General features: G+C 70.6%; 9 protein-coding genes and 1 tRNA gene. 5 read left to right on the top strand and 5 right to left on the bottom strand.

Annotation, left to right across the window (positions count from 1 at the left end; translation table 11 throughout):
* Positions 1 to 8: 8 nt before the first annotated feature.
* The gene (locus tag WME79_RS14345; RefSeq protein WP_437535391.1) at positions 9 to 2,252 is read left to right on the top strand and encodes a type VI secretion system Vgr family protein; all 2,244 of its coding nucleotides are present in this window, start codon (positions 9 to 11) and stop codon (positions 2,250 to 2,252) included.
* A gap of 115 nt (positions 2,253 to 2,367) precedes the next feature.
* Here the strand turns inward: WME79_RS14345 and WME79_RS14340 are convergent, their stop codons facing one another.
* The 5 genes from WME79_RS14340 to WME79_RS14320 all read right to left on the bottom strand — a co-directional run bounded on the left by WME79_RS14340 (position 2,368) and on the right by WME79_RS14320 (position 9,054).
* Positions 2,368 to 3,468 carry a hypothetical protein gene (locus WME79_RS14340; RefSeq protein WP_437535390.1) on the bottom strand — a complete coding sequence of 367 codons (1,101 nt, stop codon included), beginning with the start codon at positions 3,466 to 3,468 and terminating at the stop codon, positions 2,368 to 2,370.
* A 330-nt stretch (positions 3,469 to 3,798) separates the two neighbouring features.
* Positions 3,799 to 5,094 (bottom strand): hypothetical protein, encoded by a 1,296-nt coding sequence (locus tag WME79_RS14335; protein ID WP_437535389.1) that lies wholly within the window; start codon positions 5,092 to 5,094, stop codon positions 3,799 to 3,801.
* A complete protein-coding gene (locus tag WME79_RS14330; RefSeq protein ID WP_437535388.1) occupies positions 5,091 to 5,756 on the bottom strand; it encodes an RNA polymerase sigma factor in 666 nt (221 codons plus the stop codon). The genes WME79_RS14335 and WME79_RS14330 overlap by 4 nt, the downstream gene beginning before the upstream one ends.
* A gap of 807 nt (positions 5,757 to 6,563) precedes the next feature.
* Positions 6,564 to 7,592, bottom strand: a complete 1,029-nt coding sequence (locus WME79_RS14325; protein ID WP_437535387.1) for an alpha/beta hydrolase family esterase — start codon at positions 7,590 to 7,592, stop codon at positions 6,564 to 6,566.
* A gap of 145 nt (positions 7,593 to 7,737) precedes the next feature.
* Positions 7,738 to 9,054, bottom strand: coding sequence for a hypothetical protein (locus tag WME79_RS14320; RefSeq protein ID WP_437535386.1), 1,317 nt, complete (start codon positions 9,052 to 9,054; stop codon positions 7,738 to 7,740).
* 345 nt (positions 9,055 to 9,399) lie between these two features.
* On the opposite strand from WME79_RS14320, the gene WME79_RS14315 reads away from it, so the two are divergent.
* From WME79_RS14315 to WME79_RS14300, 4 genes are all read left to right on the top strand, one after another.
* Positions 9,400 to 9,537: transfer RNA gene (locus WME79_RS14315), tRNA-Arg, on the top strand.
* Positions 9,538 to 9,703: 166 nt separating this feature from the next.
* The gene (locus WME79_RS14310; RefSeq protein ID WP_437535385.1) at positions 9,704 to 11,335 is read left to right on the top strand and encodes a TROVE domain-containing protein; all 1,632 of its coding nucleotides are present in this window, start codon (positions 9,704 to 9,706) and stop codon (positions 11,333 to 11,335) included.
* Positions 11,336 to 11,655: 320 nt separating this feature from the next.
* The gene (locus WME79_RS14305; RefSeq protein ID WP_437535384.1) at positions 11,656 to 14,322 is read left to right on the top strand and encodes a DUF2169 family type VI secretion system accessory protein; all 2,667 of its coding nucleotides are present in this window, start codon (positions 11,656 to 11,658) and stop codon (positions 14,320 to 14,322) included.
* Positions 14,309 to 15,373, top strand: coding sequence for a pentapeptide repeat-containing protein (locus WME79_RS14300; RefSeq protein ID WP_437535383.1), 1,065 nt, complete (start codon positions 14,309 to 14,311; stop codon positions 15,371 to 15,373). The genes WME79_RS14305 and WME79_RS14300 overlap by 14 nt, the downstream gene beginning before the upstream one ends.
* Positions 15,374 to 15,387 lie beyond the last annotated feature (14 nt).

Here is a 15,387-nt window from a genome sequence, read left to right as displayed (position 1 = left end):
ACCCGACCATGGCCATCGACGTGAGCCTGACGTTCCCCCGTTCCGGAGTCACCGGGTTCGAGGTCCACCAGATCGAGTACCGGGACGCGCTCAACGAGCTCTTCGAGCTGACGCTCGACGTGGTGAGCACCGATCCGGAGATCGACCTCTCCAGCGTGGTGGGCGAGGAGATCGTCGTCGAGCTGAGCACGGAGCCGCTCCTCAAGAAGGTTCACGGCATCGTGCGCCGGGTGCGGCAGGTCTCCGCGGAGCCCAGCGGCGTGTCGCGGTACGAGCTCGCCGTGGTCCCGCCCCTCTGGCTCGCCACGCGGAGCGCGGATCACCGCATCTTTCAGGGCCTCACGGCGGACGGCGTCTGCAAGGTCGTGGCGAGCGCGTACGGCGGCCGCATCCCGGCGCCGAGCTCGCTCGTCGCGTCGCCGGACCGGCCAGCGCGCGAGTACCGCGTCCAGTACGGGGAGACCGACTTCGATTTCATGTTCCGCGCGCTCGCGGAGGAGGGCCTCGTCTCGTACTTCGATCACGGGCCTGGCGGCAGCGACTGGGTCCTCTCCGAGGACACGGCGTTCACGGACGACGGCGCGCCCCGGGTGCCGTTCGTGCCGCCGGTGGACGCGGGCATGAACGCGGCGGGCCCGGCGGTCTCGTTCATCGCGATCACCTCGTCGATCGAGACGTCGATGGTCACGGTGCGGGACTACGACTTCAAGAAGCCGGAGTACGTCCTCGATCAGCGCGCCGAGACCTCGCAGCGGGCGTTCGTCCGCGAGGCGACGCTCGAGCGGTACGAGTTCTCGACGAACCGGTTCACGGCGGCCTCCGAGAAGCGGGGCGAGGCGCTGGCCAAGCAGTACCTGGAGGAGGCCCGGTCGGAGCGGCGCACCTTCGAGTGCCACACGAGCTTCGCGCTCGGCGCTGGCGCTCGCTTCACCGTCGAGGGGCACCCACGGGCCGACGTGAACGGCCAGCTGCTCGTCATCCGCTCCCGCTGCGCCGTGACCGAGGGCTCAGGCGGCCGCCCCGTGCGCCGGAACGTCCTCGTCTGCGTCCCTGCCGGCGATCCGTGGCGCCCCGCGCGCCGGCCCAAGCCGCGCATCTTCGGCACACAGACCGCCTTCGTCGTCGGCAACAAGGCTGGCGTCGACGAGATCGACGTCGACGAGCACGGCCGCGTCAAGGTCGAGTTCCGCTGGGATCGCCGCGAGCTGCACGAGGGCAACCCCACCCGCTTCGTCCGCGTCTCTCAGGGCTGGGCGGGCCTCGACTACGGCTTTGTCATGCTCCCGCGCGTGAACGAGGAGGTCATCATCGCCTACCTCGACGGCGACCCCGACGAGCCCGTCGTCGTCGGCCGCCTCCACAACGCCTGGAGCGTCGCCCCCCTCAAGCTCCCGGCCGAGAAGACCCGCTCCATCTGGAAGAGCAAGACCTCGCCCGGCGGCGAGGGCTTCAACCAGATCATGATGGAGGACAAGAAGGGCGAGGAGCTGCTCGAGCTCCACGCCCACCGCGACAACCTCGTCACCGCCGGCGCCAACCAGACCGTCGATGTGGGCGGCGACCAGAAGGTTCACGTCGCAGGCAAGCGCGAGGACCATGTCGAGGGCGCGGTCAACGAGACCTACGACACCTCCCTGACGACGTTCATCGACGGGCAGCAGAAGACGACCGCCAACGACGTGATCGAGCGCTACGCCAGCCAGGACACCGACATCGTCGGAAAGAAGCACACGAAGGCGCGCGACGTCGACGAGGACTTCGCGAGCCTCAAGACGACCGTGAAGGGGCTGCACGAAGAGAAGTTCGAGACGATGAAGCTCGAGGGCGGCAAAGTCGGCTGGAAGGTCGGCGCGCTCGGCTGGGAGACCGGGGAGCTCCAGTGGACGCTCAGCGGCAGCGGCTACATCAAAGCGCCGAGCTTTGTCATCGATTCGCCGGAGTTCAAGGTCACCAACGCGGGGAGCCACAAGGAAACCAAGGGCTTCTGGGAGACGCTGTCCGCGTCATACCACGAAACCACGGCGCACAAGGCGGCATTCCTGACGTCGGACACCAAAAGCGTATACCACGAATTCAAGGTCTTCGGCACGAGCGCCAACGCCGGCTCTATAAAGGTGGACCTCACCGCGATGAAGATCGACCTAACCGGCCTCAGAATCCAGAACAGTCCGATTGATCTAGCTAAAACGGTAACCAAGCTCGCCACCAACGCCATCCATAACGTGCGAGCAGATATCGTCTCGTTCTTCTGAGAGCACTTGCACCACCGCACCATGCAGAGCCTGCATACGACGACGAGGCAGCCAGACCATTGACGGAGACGTGGGGCTACCATTCGCGACGAGCTCGTGTTCCAGAGGCAGACCATCACTCCAGAACAGAGGGAGTCGACTGCGCGTGAGCCGTGGCTGGCTTCCCTGGAATCATCCACGCCCGCACCTTGCCCCCTTCGCCGCCAAGCTCCGCGAACCGCTGTTGGCTGATTTGCCGGAGCACAGCACACCCGAGCACGTTGGCCGCGTGGCGCGGCGGAGTGAGTAGCACCTCCGCAGTGCCGGAGCCCCGCGCGCCCCATGGACCATGTAATCGACCGATCACCTCATGCTCGCGACGGCAGATGCGCGCGTAGCGCCAGCTACCCCAAACAACGTAGCCGAACCAAATACAGACGAGTGCGCAAAGGCTGCCAACACCCGCCACCCAGGGATCCCGCTGGGTCTCCATCGCAGCCAATCCAGCGGCGAAGAATACAGGCATCGCGACGCTCACGATGACGATGCCGATTGCCCCGGCGAGTCTGGTGAAGCTGTTGATCTCTGCCGGCTCCCGCCGCGGGTCGTCCACCACGTGCACCGCCAGCCACCACCGCTTCTTGATCCGCGGCGGGTGCAGCGCAGCCCACACCGCATCCGGCAATGCCACCCGCGCCGAGCAATAGCCGCACGGCACGATCCGGCTCGACCCGTCCGCCACGAGCGGCCCTCCGCACTGGGTGCAGGCGACGTGCACCGGCTCGCGCGGCCGCTCTTCGGCCACCGCCGGCTCGTCGCTCACGAAGCCCAGGACAGGGCTGTTCTCCGGAAGCCATGGCGGCTTCGGCAAGATCGCCCGCCCCGCCCCGCACGCGGGGCAGACGCATCCCCCCTGCGGCGCGAGGCGCATCGGCTGTTGGCAGCGTAGACACGGCGGGGCGTCGTGGCCGCGCTGCCACTCGACGTGCGGCCCCGGCGGCGGGCCGCCCTCGCCCCACACTGGGCCGTGGCGCAGGTACCCGTTCGCGAACTGCACAACGTCCTTCTCGACGCCGCTCAGCGCTTCGTCCCACACCGACGGCGGCAGCGCCGACTCCATGAGACAGCTCGAGCAGCGGGACCGGTCGGTCAACGTGTTGACCGCCATCGGCGCGCTGCAGTGAGGGCACGGGCTCAGGAGCTCGATGCCAGCAAACTCGACGGTCGCGGTGCTCATCCTATGCTGGGTCGACGGCGCCTCCGAGCGCGTTGCGTGCATCGTACACGAAGCGCTGCCCCGGAGCCCAACGCGCTGCCCCGGAGCCCAACGCGCTGCCCCTGACGCGCTTCGCGGCTTCCGTGGCTCCAGCCGTCAGCGCGATCGCAGCAGCCGCCGGCGCCTCGAGTTGGCCGAGCCACCCTCTCGCACCCGCCCAGCGACCACGCCCTGCCCGAGCCCCCTCTCGCAGCCCTGCCATGCCGACCCACGCAGTCGGGCGCTCTCCGAGTTCGCTGTCGCGCTGGCCAGCCAGCCGGTCCCTCCGCCAGGCAGACCCGCGACCGCTGCTCACGGGCAGCAGGTGAAGAGCGCGCTCGTGTCGTGCGCCTCGGGGCAGATCGCGGTGCCGGAGTTGTACCAGATGCGGAAGATCCGCTGCCCGGCGTCTGCGCACAGGGCGCTGGCCTCGTCACCGAGCGTCGACTGCGCCTGGCACACGTCCCCGTGGTCGATCTTGGTCGTCCAGCACAGGCGCGACGGCAGCGGATCCGCCGCCGGGCAGCACGCATAGACGGCACCGGTCGTCTCGCTGAGCCCGCACCCGGCGGCGCCCCGCTCGTAAGTGAATTCGGTGAGATCCGCGCCCTGGTTGCTGCACGTGATGTAGGCCTGATCCTTCAGATCGCCGCTGTCATGACAGGTGAGGCCGTCGCCGAGCCGGCCGCTCCAGCACTCGGTCGGCTCACCGTCGACGCACGTGGGCTCGACGCTGCGGTAACCGCCGTCTCTGCACGGATCGAGCAGCTTGACGTCGCCGAGGACGAGGCCCTGCGCATCGCACATCGCCTCGGCCTTGCTCGTCAAATCCTCCGCCGTCGGGCAGCCCGCCTCTTCCTGCAGACCCGTCGGCTTCTCGTGGGGCTCCGCCGTCGCCGCGCCATCCGCCCCCTCGGCGCTGCTCTCGGCGCTTCGCTCGCCCTTTTGCCCAGCTGCCTCCGCCGGAGCGCTGGCGCCGCCGGTGCCTCGGCTCCACGAGGGGAGCTGGCCGCGCGACGTGTGGAGCGGCGGACGTTCCAGGGCGTCGACCCACCCCGGGCTCGACGGGGGCGCGACGGCCGGCGGCTGGGCACGCGCGTGCGACGGCGGGGCTGGGGTGCGGCCTTCGGGGAGCTCGCTGCTTCGCTGGCCTTCAGGCGCGTCGCGCGCGTCCGGCGGCGCTGCCGAGCTGTGCGGCGCAGGGGGGGAGGTCTTCGGCGGCGGAGCGAGCCGGCGGGGCGGCTCCCGGAGGAGCGGGGCGAGGATCCGGGGCGGCGCCGGCGGGTGGCCCTCGGCCGGCGTGCGCTCCGGGATCCCGCCGTCCGCGCGGGAGCGATCGCCGACGATCCCGATCGCGGGATCGTCGGCCGGGCTGCGCGCGGAGACCTCGGGGGTCGCCGGGCGCTGGAGGGCGGCGCCGAGGACGACCGCGGCCGTTCCGGCGGCGAGGGCCAGCGCGAGCGGGCGTCCCACGCGCCGGGCGAGGGACGGGCGTTCCCCGCGCAGCTGCGCGCCAAGGCGCGCCGCGAGCCGGGGCGATGGAGTCGCCGCCGCGAGCCGCGCGTCGACCTCGTGCAGCAGCGCGAGCAGGTCGCGGTCTCGCGTCATTGCCCCACCTCCCACCCGGCGTCGCGCAGCCGCGCGACGGCCCTTCGAATCAGCTTGCACACGTACCCTTTGGAGTGGCCAAGGACGCTCCCGATCTCCTCCTGCTCCTTGCCGTCGAGATAGAACATCGAGAACGCGACCTGCTCCTTGGGAGGCAGCGTGCCCAGCGCCTTGAACGCCCGACGCAGATCGTCGCGCGCGATGGCCACCTCTTCCAGCATCGGACGCGGATCGGCCTCGTCCTGCCCGAGCAGCCAGCGGATGGGCGCGAGGTCGAGGAACCGGTCCCGCCGCAGGCGGTTCAGGCAGCGATTCGAGGTCGCCCGGTACAGCCATCCTTCGAGGTTGTCTCGATCGGTCAGCGTCGCGAGCGCCTTCATGAGATCGAGAAACACGTCCTGCGTCACGTCCTCGGCCCAGGCCACGTTGCCGCGGCCGTAACGGAGGGCGAGGCGGTACACCAGGAGATGGTGGCGGCGGTACAGCGCCTCGGCGTCCAGCGCCGCTGCGCCCGAGGCCCGCACCCTGGACGCCGAGAGGTCCTGGGACGACATGGGAGCGATGTGCTCGGGCGGGTCGTACCGCTCGCCGTCTGCGGGACGGGGGAGCAGCTCCTCCGCCCCGGCCTGCGGGCCGAGCCGGGATCGCGCGGCGAGGTTCACGGGAGCCTCGGCGCAAGGGACCCGTCCGCCGCGATGCACCATGAGCCGACCACCAGCGCCGTCATCTCGCACTCTACACAACCGAGATCGCCGCCGGTTTCCTCTCCGCGCGCCGGCGGTGACGATCGCGCGGCTGAACCCGGGGACGCTCGCGGCGCGCGCCCCGTCGCGGAGCGCGCCTCCGGCTCGCAGCGGCTGGCGCCACCCATGGCTCAACCGTCGACCCGATCGCCGCGTCGCCGCGGCCGCCCAGGTCTCGACCTGGCCGAGCCCTCGTCTCTCCCCTGCGCCAGAGGCCTCGACCTGACCAGCCCCTCGTGTCCAGCCTGCCGCTGAGGTCGCGCTCTGGCCGAGCCCTCCTCTGCCGGCTGCCGCCAAGATCTCGACCTGGCCGAGCCCTCCTCTGCCGGCCACCGCCAAGATCTCGACCTCGCGGATTCCTCCTCTACACACCTGCCGCCAAGATCTCGACCTCGCGGATTCCTCCTCCCGGACCCGCCCCAGAGGTCTCGACCTCCCCAGGACACGCGCCACGACGCAACCCCAAGGTCTGGATCTGGGCGTTCCTTCAAAATTCTACCGAGCCCCGGATCGCGACCCTCTCGTGCCCACGGTGATGAGCGCGCGCCACGGTCGCGACGTTCCGGATCCCCGCTCTGCACTTGGGCGACGCGGCGCTGGTCCTGGAGCTCCGGCCCGACGCAGCCAAGGCCCCCTCCGCACGCGCTCCGATCCTATGTCGTCATGCTGTGTGCGCCCCCTGCATCACGACCCCGCGAACTCGCCCCATCCATCGACGCAGTGGAGCTACGGCGCGGCGAGCAGAAACTCCCAGATCGTTCTCTGTGAGTCCTCAGGAAGCGTGTGACCGAGCTCGTGCTGCCACCACCACGTCGGCTTGGTGCAGCCTTCGTAGGCGACGCACAAGCCCGAGCCCGCGGGCGACGTGCCGGACCCGCATTGGTTCAACGCCACGAACCTGTCCCGGCTCTGGATGCCGGAGTCGAGCGGCTCGGCGTCGTCCGCCGCGCCGTGGACGATGAGAGCGCTCACCGGTCCGGCGCAGTTCCCTGCGGGAGGCCCGCCCGCGGCGGAGACAAGCGCGCGCACCTGATCGCCCAACGCGCAGCCCGCCTGGGCCGACATCCAGCCACCCCAGCTGAAGCCCACCAGGAAGACGCGCGAACGATCGATACAGTGCGACGCCGCGGCCTCGTCGATGAGCGCCTTGGTGAACGCAACGTCGGGGGACGTCGTGCTGCGATTGTCCCATCCCACGGCATCGCCGTACCAATCCTGCGGCACGCCATCGGGGAACATCAGGACGGCTTGTCCCTCCGTGGTGTCGCGGAGGGCGAAGGTGGACACGTCACCCTGGCCCGTGCCGCTGTGCCCGTGAAAGCTGATGACGAGCGGCGCGGGCGACGTCGTCGTCGCGGGAACGAGATAGTAGCGGCGGGTCGTGCCGCCCACCTCGATCGACCTGTAACCTTCGGTTGCCTGGTCCGGCGTCGCGCAGCCGTCGCTCGGGTCACCGCCGCCAGCGCCCGTCGCCGGGCCGCTGCCACCGCTGCCGCCGCTGCCACCCGAGCTCGTCGAGCCGCCGGTCGACGCTCCTTGGCCGCCCGAGCTGCCGTTGCTGCCGCCGCTGCTCTGGCTGCCAGAGCCGCCCTCCGCCCCCGAAGTCCCTCCGGAGGTCGAGCCCCCGCCGCCAGCCTCGCCGTCGCCGGAGCTCGCGCCGCCGCTTCCGCTTCCGCTGCACGCGGCCACGCAACCGCCGATGAGGGCAGCCAGCGCGATCGACGAAACCACGCCATCACCAAGCTGGTACTTCAAGAGCCACCTCGCCCCTTCCACACGCTGGACATGCCCCGCATCACCCGCAGGCTGTGGAGTGTATCACTGTCCATTCGATGGGGACCCTGAGGTGCGGGGCGGTCCGAGCTCGGCACCCTGGGTCAGCTCCGTTGAGCCGAGGCGCTCAATCGCAGGCCAGGTTCGCGCAAGGGTCACAAACAGCGGGCATGCAGTGGCCGTCGACCACGATATTCCTCGCGCAGAGCGCGTCCAGCACGCTGCCGAACGAGCTGTCACCGGGGTTCCCCGAGAGCGAGACCCGCGCGCAGCGGTCGAACACGACGTCGTTCAGCGGAGACGCGTCCTCGATCAGGTTGTCCGACAGATCCAGGATGCCGATGCGCTGAACGCCCAGGAGGGGCGTGAGGTCGGTGATGGAATCGGAGCGCGCCTCGATCCAGCTGAGGCCCGCGAGCCCCGTGACCCAGCTCAGATCCGCGCCGCTCGCGCCGATCTCGCTGATCGTCACCCCCCTCAGCTGCGGGTAAGTGGAGAGCAGGGACGTGTCCGTCAGCGGATTGCGAGCGAGCCCCAGGTGCTGCAGGGCGGGCACGCTCGCGGGGTCGAGCCCGGCGATCGACGCGATGTGATTGCCGCTCAGGTGCAGGTTCGCGAGGGCCGGAAGAACCGCTCCGAGGCGCACGTCCTCGACCTCCGCGTCCTCCAGGAGCAGCGTCGTCAGGGAGTGGAGGCCCGGCAGCGTCGCGAGGCTCGTCACCTTGGTCTCGGTGAAGTTCGCGTTGTCCAGCGCCGGAAACCTGGAGAGGCTCGAGAGCTCAGCGACGTCGGTGTGGTCGACCGAGAGATGGAACAGGGCATGTGTACCGTCCAGCCCTTCGAGGGCCTCGAGCGGATTGCCCGACAAGTTCAGGTTCTGAAGCTCCGGAAGGTCGTTGAGGTCCCTCGTCGACGAGACCAGGTTGTCCATCGCGGACAGCGTCATGAGCCGCTGGTGCCCGGAGAGCGCGCCCAGCGAGACGATCCGATTCGAGTCCAGGTGCAGGTTGTAGAGCCGCGGCAGGCGCGCGAGGGCCGAGATGTCCTCGATCTGATTGCCGTGGAGGAACAGCTGCTCGACCGACGTGGCGCACTCGAGGCCGCTCAGGTCCTCGATGCCGAGGTCGGCGAGGAAGAGGATGTCAGGCGCGGCGACCGCGGCCCCCGGAATCGGTTCGCCGGCGCCGAGGCCGAGTTCCTCTCGCAAGCCCGCGGCGAGCGCTGGATCCGGCACGTCCAGGATACCGTTGCAGCCCTCCGGAGCCGGCCTCGGGTCGATGCTCGGGTCGCCCGGAGCGCCGCTCGGCTCGCTCGACGCGTCCCCCGTGCCCTCGGCGCCCCCCGGAGGACCGTTCGACGCGCTCCGGTCGTCGACGATGGTGGCGCAGCCGAAGAGGGAAAGGCACGTGGCCAAGACAAAGAAGCTGCGCGTTCTGGTGAGCATGAGGCGGCTCCAGCAAACCCGGTGCCGCCACGGAACACAGCCAACCTTAGAGGATCTCGTTCATCGCCCTGCCCGATGAGCCAGCCTGCGCCAACGCCCCTGTGCCACGTCGCAGCCTGCTCGCTCTACGCGCGCGGTCCTCGGCGGCGCGCCCCCTTCTGGTGCGGCGACCACGGCGATCGCCCCGATTTATCGGTTCATCTAGTATTTTATCTCATGGGATAGACAACAGGCCGGCGGGAGACGCCGGCTGCCCGCGCTCTCGCCCGTTCCCCCGGGGTTTCTGCGGTCGGCACCCGCGGAGACCGCCTTGGCATCCGACCTGCAATACCCCCCAGCGTCCACGCCAGAGTAGCTCAGCGGTTAGAGCGCGAAAACAACTCCGGACGGTGTTCTCCGGCGCGATGAGCGCCGGCAGTGAGTTCCGGGGTTACTTCCCTTCTCAGGACGAGGTCGCGGGTTCGAGTCCCGCCTCTGGCACCAGGGCACAGCGCGGCAGTGAGCGTCACGGTTCCTTCGTTTTGACACGACCAACCCCGTGACCACCATCCTCCGCGCTGCGCCCGTTTTCTACGAGCGGGGCGCACCTTGAAGGTGCGCCCCGCTCTCGACCCCTCGCCGCGCGTGCGTCGAGGATGGAGGTGTCATCATGGCGTTCTTTCAGCATCTCAAGCGTCAGGACAAGCGCAGCGCCGACTCGCACCTGAACTGGATGGGCGGCCGCTCCTTCGATATCGCCGATCCGCTGAAGCGCCTCCGCCTCGCGGCCTCGTCGTGCTTCTTCGGCGAGCCCATGTACTACCACCGCGAGCCTGCGGATCCGCGCCCGGCGAAGGCCGTGAACGCGGCGAAGGCGAAGGTGTCGGCGAAGGCGGCGAAGAAGGCGGCCGCCCGCGCGCGCCTCTCGGACGCCGAGGTGCGGCGCCTGCGCGAGACGCTGGGCGCCGTGGACCCGGCCGAGTGGCGCAAGCTCTCGCCGGCGGCGCTGATCGAGAAGGCCATCGACGAGGCGCTCGCGGCCGATCCGGAGGCGACGCTCGCCGAGGCGGTGCGGCTGCGCGAGGAGGAGCATATGCGCACGACGCCCCAGGTCATCCTGGTGCGCGCGGCGAACACCGCCTCCGTGCGCGGGACGGGCCTCGTGCGCAGCTACGCGCCGCGCATCCTGAAGCGCGCGGACGAGCCGGCGGTCGCCCTCGCGTACCAGCTCTACCGATTCGGCAAGCCGGTGCCGAACGCGCTGAAGCGCGCGCTGCGCGACGCGCTCGAGCGCTTCGATGATCACGCCCTCGCGAAGTACCGGCTCGAGGGCAAGGGGAGCAAGACCGTGGACGTCATGAACCTCGTGCACCCGAAGAGCCCCAGCGTGGACCGCCTCGCGAAGGGCGCCCTCCGCGCGACCGGCCGCACCTGGGAGGCGATCGTCTCGGCGCGCGGCTCGAACCGGTGCGCGTGGCGCAAGGCGCTGCCGGTCATGGGCCACATGGCCTTGCTGCGCAACCTGCGCAACCTGATCGAGGCGGGCGTGCCGTTCGACCAGTTCCTGCCGAAGCTCGTCGAGACGGCCGCGGAGGGCAAGCAGCTGCCGTTCCGGTATTACAGCGCCTATCGCGCCGTGAAGGGCTGCGCGCCGGGCGCCGTGCTCGACGCGGTGGAGAAGTGCCTGCACCGCTCGCTCGGCCTGGTGCCGTACTTCCCCGGCCGCGTGATGGTGCTCTGCGACAACAGCGGGTCCGCGCAGGGCACGACCACGAGCAGCCTCGGGACGATGCAGATCTCCACGATCGCGAACCTCACGGGGGTCGTGGCCGGGATGCGCTCGAGCGACGGGCACCTCGGTGTGTTCGGTGACCGGCTGGAGACGTTCGCGGTGCGCAAGCAGGAGAGCGTGTTCTCGCAGCTCGAGAAGGCGGAGCACATGGCCCGCACGATCGGGACGGCGACCGAGAACGGCGTGTGGCTCTTCTGGGATCGCGCGATCCGCGAGCGGCAGCGCTGGGACTCGGTGTTCGTGATGAGCGACATGCAGGCCGGCCACGGCGGCCTGTACGGTACGCGGCCGAAGGACTACGCGGACTTCGCCTGGAACGGGCACTACATCGACGTGGCGAAGCTCGTGGCGACGTACCGCGCGCGGGTGAACCGCGACGTGCGCGTGTTCCTGGTCCAGGTGGCCGGGTACCAGGACACGCTCGTGCCCGAGTTCTACGACCGCACGTACATCCTCGGCGGCTGGGGCGAGGGGCTGCTGCGCTTCGCCGCGGCGATGGCGAACGATTAGCTCCACGCAGAGGACTCCGGCGAGAGATCCGGGGAGAGATTTCAACGCAAAGGCGCAAAGACGCAAAGGCGCAATAGAGAATAAATGCCTTGCCTTGCCTTGTTGCGTCTTTGCGCTCTTGGCGTCTTTGCGTCAAATCTCGCTCGGCTCGCGAGGCAGAGCCCTGGCAGGATCTCTGACCCGCGGTACCAGGCGCGCGATGGTCGACGGAGGCGAGCGTTGACTGACGTGAGCCGCTCGGAGACAGTGCGCCGCGGCCCCGGGCGACGTCGTCCCCGGGGCCGTGGACCCGCGCGCTGGCGGCGCGAACCCCTTCTCCGATGAAGACGATCAAGCCCCAGAAGCTCGGCCTCCTCCACAGGGTCTTCGAGGACGGCAGCGACTGCTATCTGTCCGTCACGGTCCTCGCGTTCTTCTCGTTCGGCCCGCCGGCAGCCCTGCTCTCCGAGATCGATCTCTGGAAGTTCACCGCGGCCGAGCTCGGCAAGGACGCGGTGCTCGACATGGGGATGCCCAAGCCGCGAGGAGAGCTCCTGATCTCGGGGCGAGCGTACCCGCCCGGGGGCCGCGCGCCGGCCTGCGCGGTGCGAGCGCGGCTCGGCGCCGTGGACAAGACGCTCTACGCCATCGGCGACCGGATCTGGCGGCGCGGGGTGCCCACCGAGCCGGAGCCGTTCACCGAGATGCCCATCGCCTGGGAGCGCGCCTTCGGCGGCCCGGAGTTCGCCCAGAACCCCGTGGGCAAGGGGGCCCAGCCGGTCGAGACCGAGCGGGGCGAGGTCCACCCGCTCCCGAACATCGAGCTGCCCAGGCCGCTGATCACATCGCCGAGCGACCAGCCCGCGCCCGCGGGCTTCGGCCCGCTCGACCTCATGTGGCCTCAACGCTTCGGCAAGATCGGCACGTACGACCAGAAGTGGCTCAAGGAGCGGTTCCCGGGCTTCGCCGAGGACACCGATCTCGGCATGTTCAACGCGGCGCCGGAAGACCAGCAGATCCAGGGGTTCTTCCGGGGCGACGAGCCGCTCTTGCTGGAGAACATGCACCCGGAGAGGCCCGTCATCGAGGCGGGGCTGCCGGGCGTCGCGGCGCGCGCGTTCATCAACCGGAAGAGCGGAGGCGAGGAGACGTTCGGGGACGTGGCGATGCGCCTCGAGACAGTGCACCTCTTCCCCCACGCCGAGCGCGGGGTCCTCCTGTTCCGGGGGATCGCGCTCGTCGACGAGGACGACGCGGCCGACGTGCTGCAGATCGTGATCGGCGCGGAGGCGCTCGGCGAGCCGAGGCCCGCGGAGCACTACCGCGAGGTGCTGAGGCAGCGGCTCGACCCCAAGGCAGGGCACCTCGCCTCGCTGCGCGAGAGCGATCTCCTGCCGGCGCTCCCGCCCGGAGCGCGGCCGCCGCGCGACAAGTCCGACGTGGAGCGGCTGCTCGAGAGCGACGATCTGCTCCGGAAGAACCTCCAGGGAGGGGCGCAGCGCAGGGCGGAGGAGAACCGCCAGAAGGCGCGCGCGACCGTCGTGGAGCTCGGGCTCGACCCGGCGCAGCTCGGCCTCGAAGGAGAGGAGGAGCCCGTCGTGGAGCCGGCCATCCCCGACATCGAGGAGCTGGGGCCCTTCGTCGAGGAGCTCGAGGCGCGCGCGGAGCGGGAGCAGGCCGAGGCGGAGGGACGCCGGGCGAAGGCCGAGGCCGAGGCGCGCGCGGCCTATGCGGCGGCCGGGATGGACTACGACGCGCTCCAGGCAGAGGCGATGAAGCAGGCCGCCGGCCCGCCGCGGTTCTCGGCGAAGGCCGAGCGCGAGCGGCTGGAGGATCTCGCGACCCTGCTCGCGAACGCGGGGTACCCGAACGCCGAGCTCGAGGCGACGCTCGCGGATCCTGCCCTCGATCGGAAGCTCGCCCAGATGGAGGCGCAGGTGATCGAGGGATACCGGCAGACCGCGCACTTCGGCCCCGAGGCCGGCCGGCTCGCCGGCGAGGCCACGCGGCGCCTCCGCGAGGAGGTGATCGAGGCGCACCGCGCGGGGCGCTCGCTCGCCGGGCGCGACCTGACCGGCGCGGATCTCTCGGGCCTCGATCTCCGGGGCGCGACGCTGACCGGCGCGCTGCTCGAGGGCGCGAGCCTCGCGGGCGCCGACCTCACGGGCGCCGACCTGGAGAAGGCGGTCCTCGCGCACGCCGACCTCTCGCGCGCCACGCTCCGGGGCGCGAAGCTCGAGGAGGCGAACCTGGGGCGCGCGAAGCTCGTGGGCGCCGATCTCTCCGGCGCGGACCTGTCAGGCGCGGTGCTCTACCAGGCAGATCTGACGGGCGCGTCGTTCCGCGGCGCGGAGCTCACGCTGGCCGACCTGTCCGAGGCCACGCTGCGCGACAACGACCTCTCGGACGCGCTGGCGCAGCTGCTCACGCTGCTCCGGGTCGATCTCTCGGGCTCGAAGCTCGCCGGCGCGGATCTCTCGCGGTCCACCTTCATCGAGTGCAAGCTCGGCAGCGTAGATCTCACGGGCGCCCGGCTGATCTCGACGGCGTTCTTCTCGTCGGAGGGCCGAGGCGCCGTGCTCCGGGGCGCCTTCGCGGAGAACCTGCGCATGGTCAAGGAGTGCGACTTCGACGGCGCGGACTTCCACGGCGCCACGCTCACGGGCGCGAACCTCCGCGGGGCGAGCCTCGCCGGCGCCGATTTCACCGAGGCGCGGATGAACGGGAGCGATCTCAGCGAGTGCGACCTGCGCGGCGCCAGGATGGCGTGGATCGCGGCGCGCGAGGCGCGGTTCGTCCGCGCCGACCTCGGGGACGCCGATCTGACGTGCGCCGATCTGATGCAGGGCGTCCTGCAGAAGGCGAAGCTCATGGGCGCAGACTTCAGCCGGGCCAACCTCTTCCGCGCCGATCTCGCGAAGGTGCTCGGCGACGATCGGACGCGCTTCGAGGAGGCGAACCTCCGGGAGGTGCGCTTCGTGCCGCGGAGGCCGCGTGGACAGGGCTGAGCTCATCGCGAAGATCAAGGGCGGCGAGACGATCGAGGGCGCCTGCCTCGACGGCGAGGACCTCGGCGGCGCCGACCTCTCGGGCGGGCTCTTCGAGCAGGTGAGCTTCAAGGGGGCGTGCCTCGCCGGGGCCACGTTCAAGGAGTCGATCCTCACCGCGTGCGACCTCACGGGGGCGGATCTGACCGGCGCCGACCTGCACCACGTGGCGATGCACCGGTGCGCGCTCGCGCAGGCGAAGCTCGCACGGACGACCTGGGCGGCGGCGCAGGTCGCCGAGTCCGACCTTTCGCTCGCCGATCTCTCCGAGGCGGACCTGGTCATCGCGGCGTTCGCGAGCTCGCGCTTCGCGGGCGCGAGGCTCGCGCGCGCGAACCTGGATCGCACGGTGCTCGTCGACGCGAACGTGGAAGAGCTCGATCTCTCGGGCGCGCGGCTCGAGTTCACGCACCTGATCCGGGCGGACATGACGTCGGTGGCGCTGGCAGGGGCGCGCTGCCGGAGCGTCGTCTTCATCGGCGCCCGGTTCGCGGGCATGGACCTCTCGGGGCTCGATTTCACCTTGAGCCAGTTCACCGAGGCGGATCTCTCCGGGGCGAACCTGACCGGCGCGGACCTCACGCAGTGCGGCTTCAAGGGCGCGAAGCTCACCGGCGCTCGGCTCGACGACGCCAGGGCGGCGAACGCGATCTTCGTCGAGGCCGATCTGACGGGCGCGAGCCTCCGCGGGGCGCAGCTGACGCAGGCGATCTTCGTGGACGCCGCGCTCGGGGGCGCCGAGCTCGCGAGGGCCAGCCTCGAGCAGAGCATCTGGCACCGCGCGCGCTGCGAGCGCGCCCGCTTCCCTGGCGCGGAGCTCACGTACGCTGACTTCTCCCACGCCGACGTGCGAGGGGCGGATTTCACGGGGGCGGCGCTCTTCCGGGCGCGCTTCCACCGGACGCGGGACGAGGGGGCGATCTTCACGAGCCGCGCGCTCGCGCTGGGCAACGACGAGCCGCTCGCCGAGGCGGAGGCGTGGCAGGACAGGCTTCGAGGCAAGGCCGGCTGAGCCGGCGCGGGAGG

Origin of the sequence: Sorangium sp. So ce726 (assembly GCF_051521405.1) — a bacterium.
Taxonomy (GTDB): domain Bacteria; phylum Myxococcota_A; class Polyangia; order Polyangiales; family Polyangiaceae; genus Sorangium.
The sequence above is the reverse complement of the archived record's forward strand: the minus strand, read 5'-3'. Positions and strand labels throughout refer to the sequence as shown.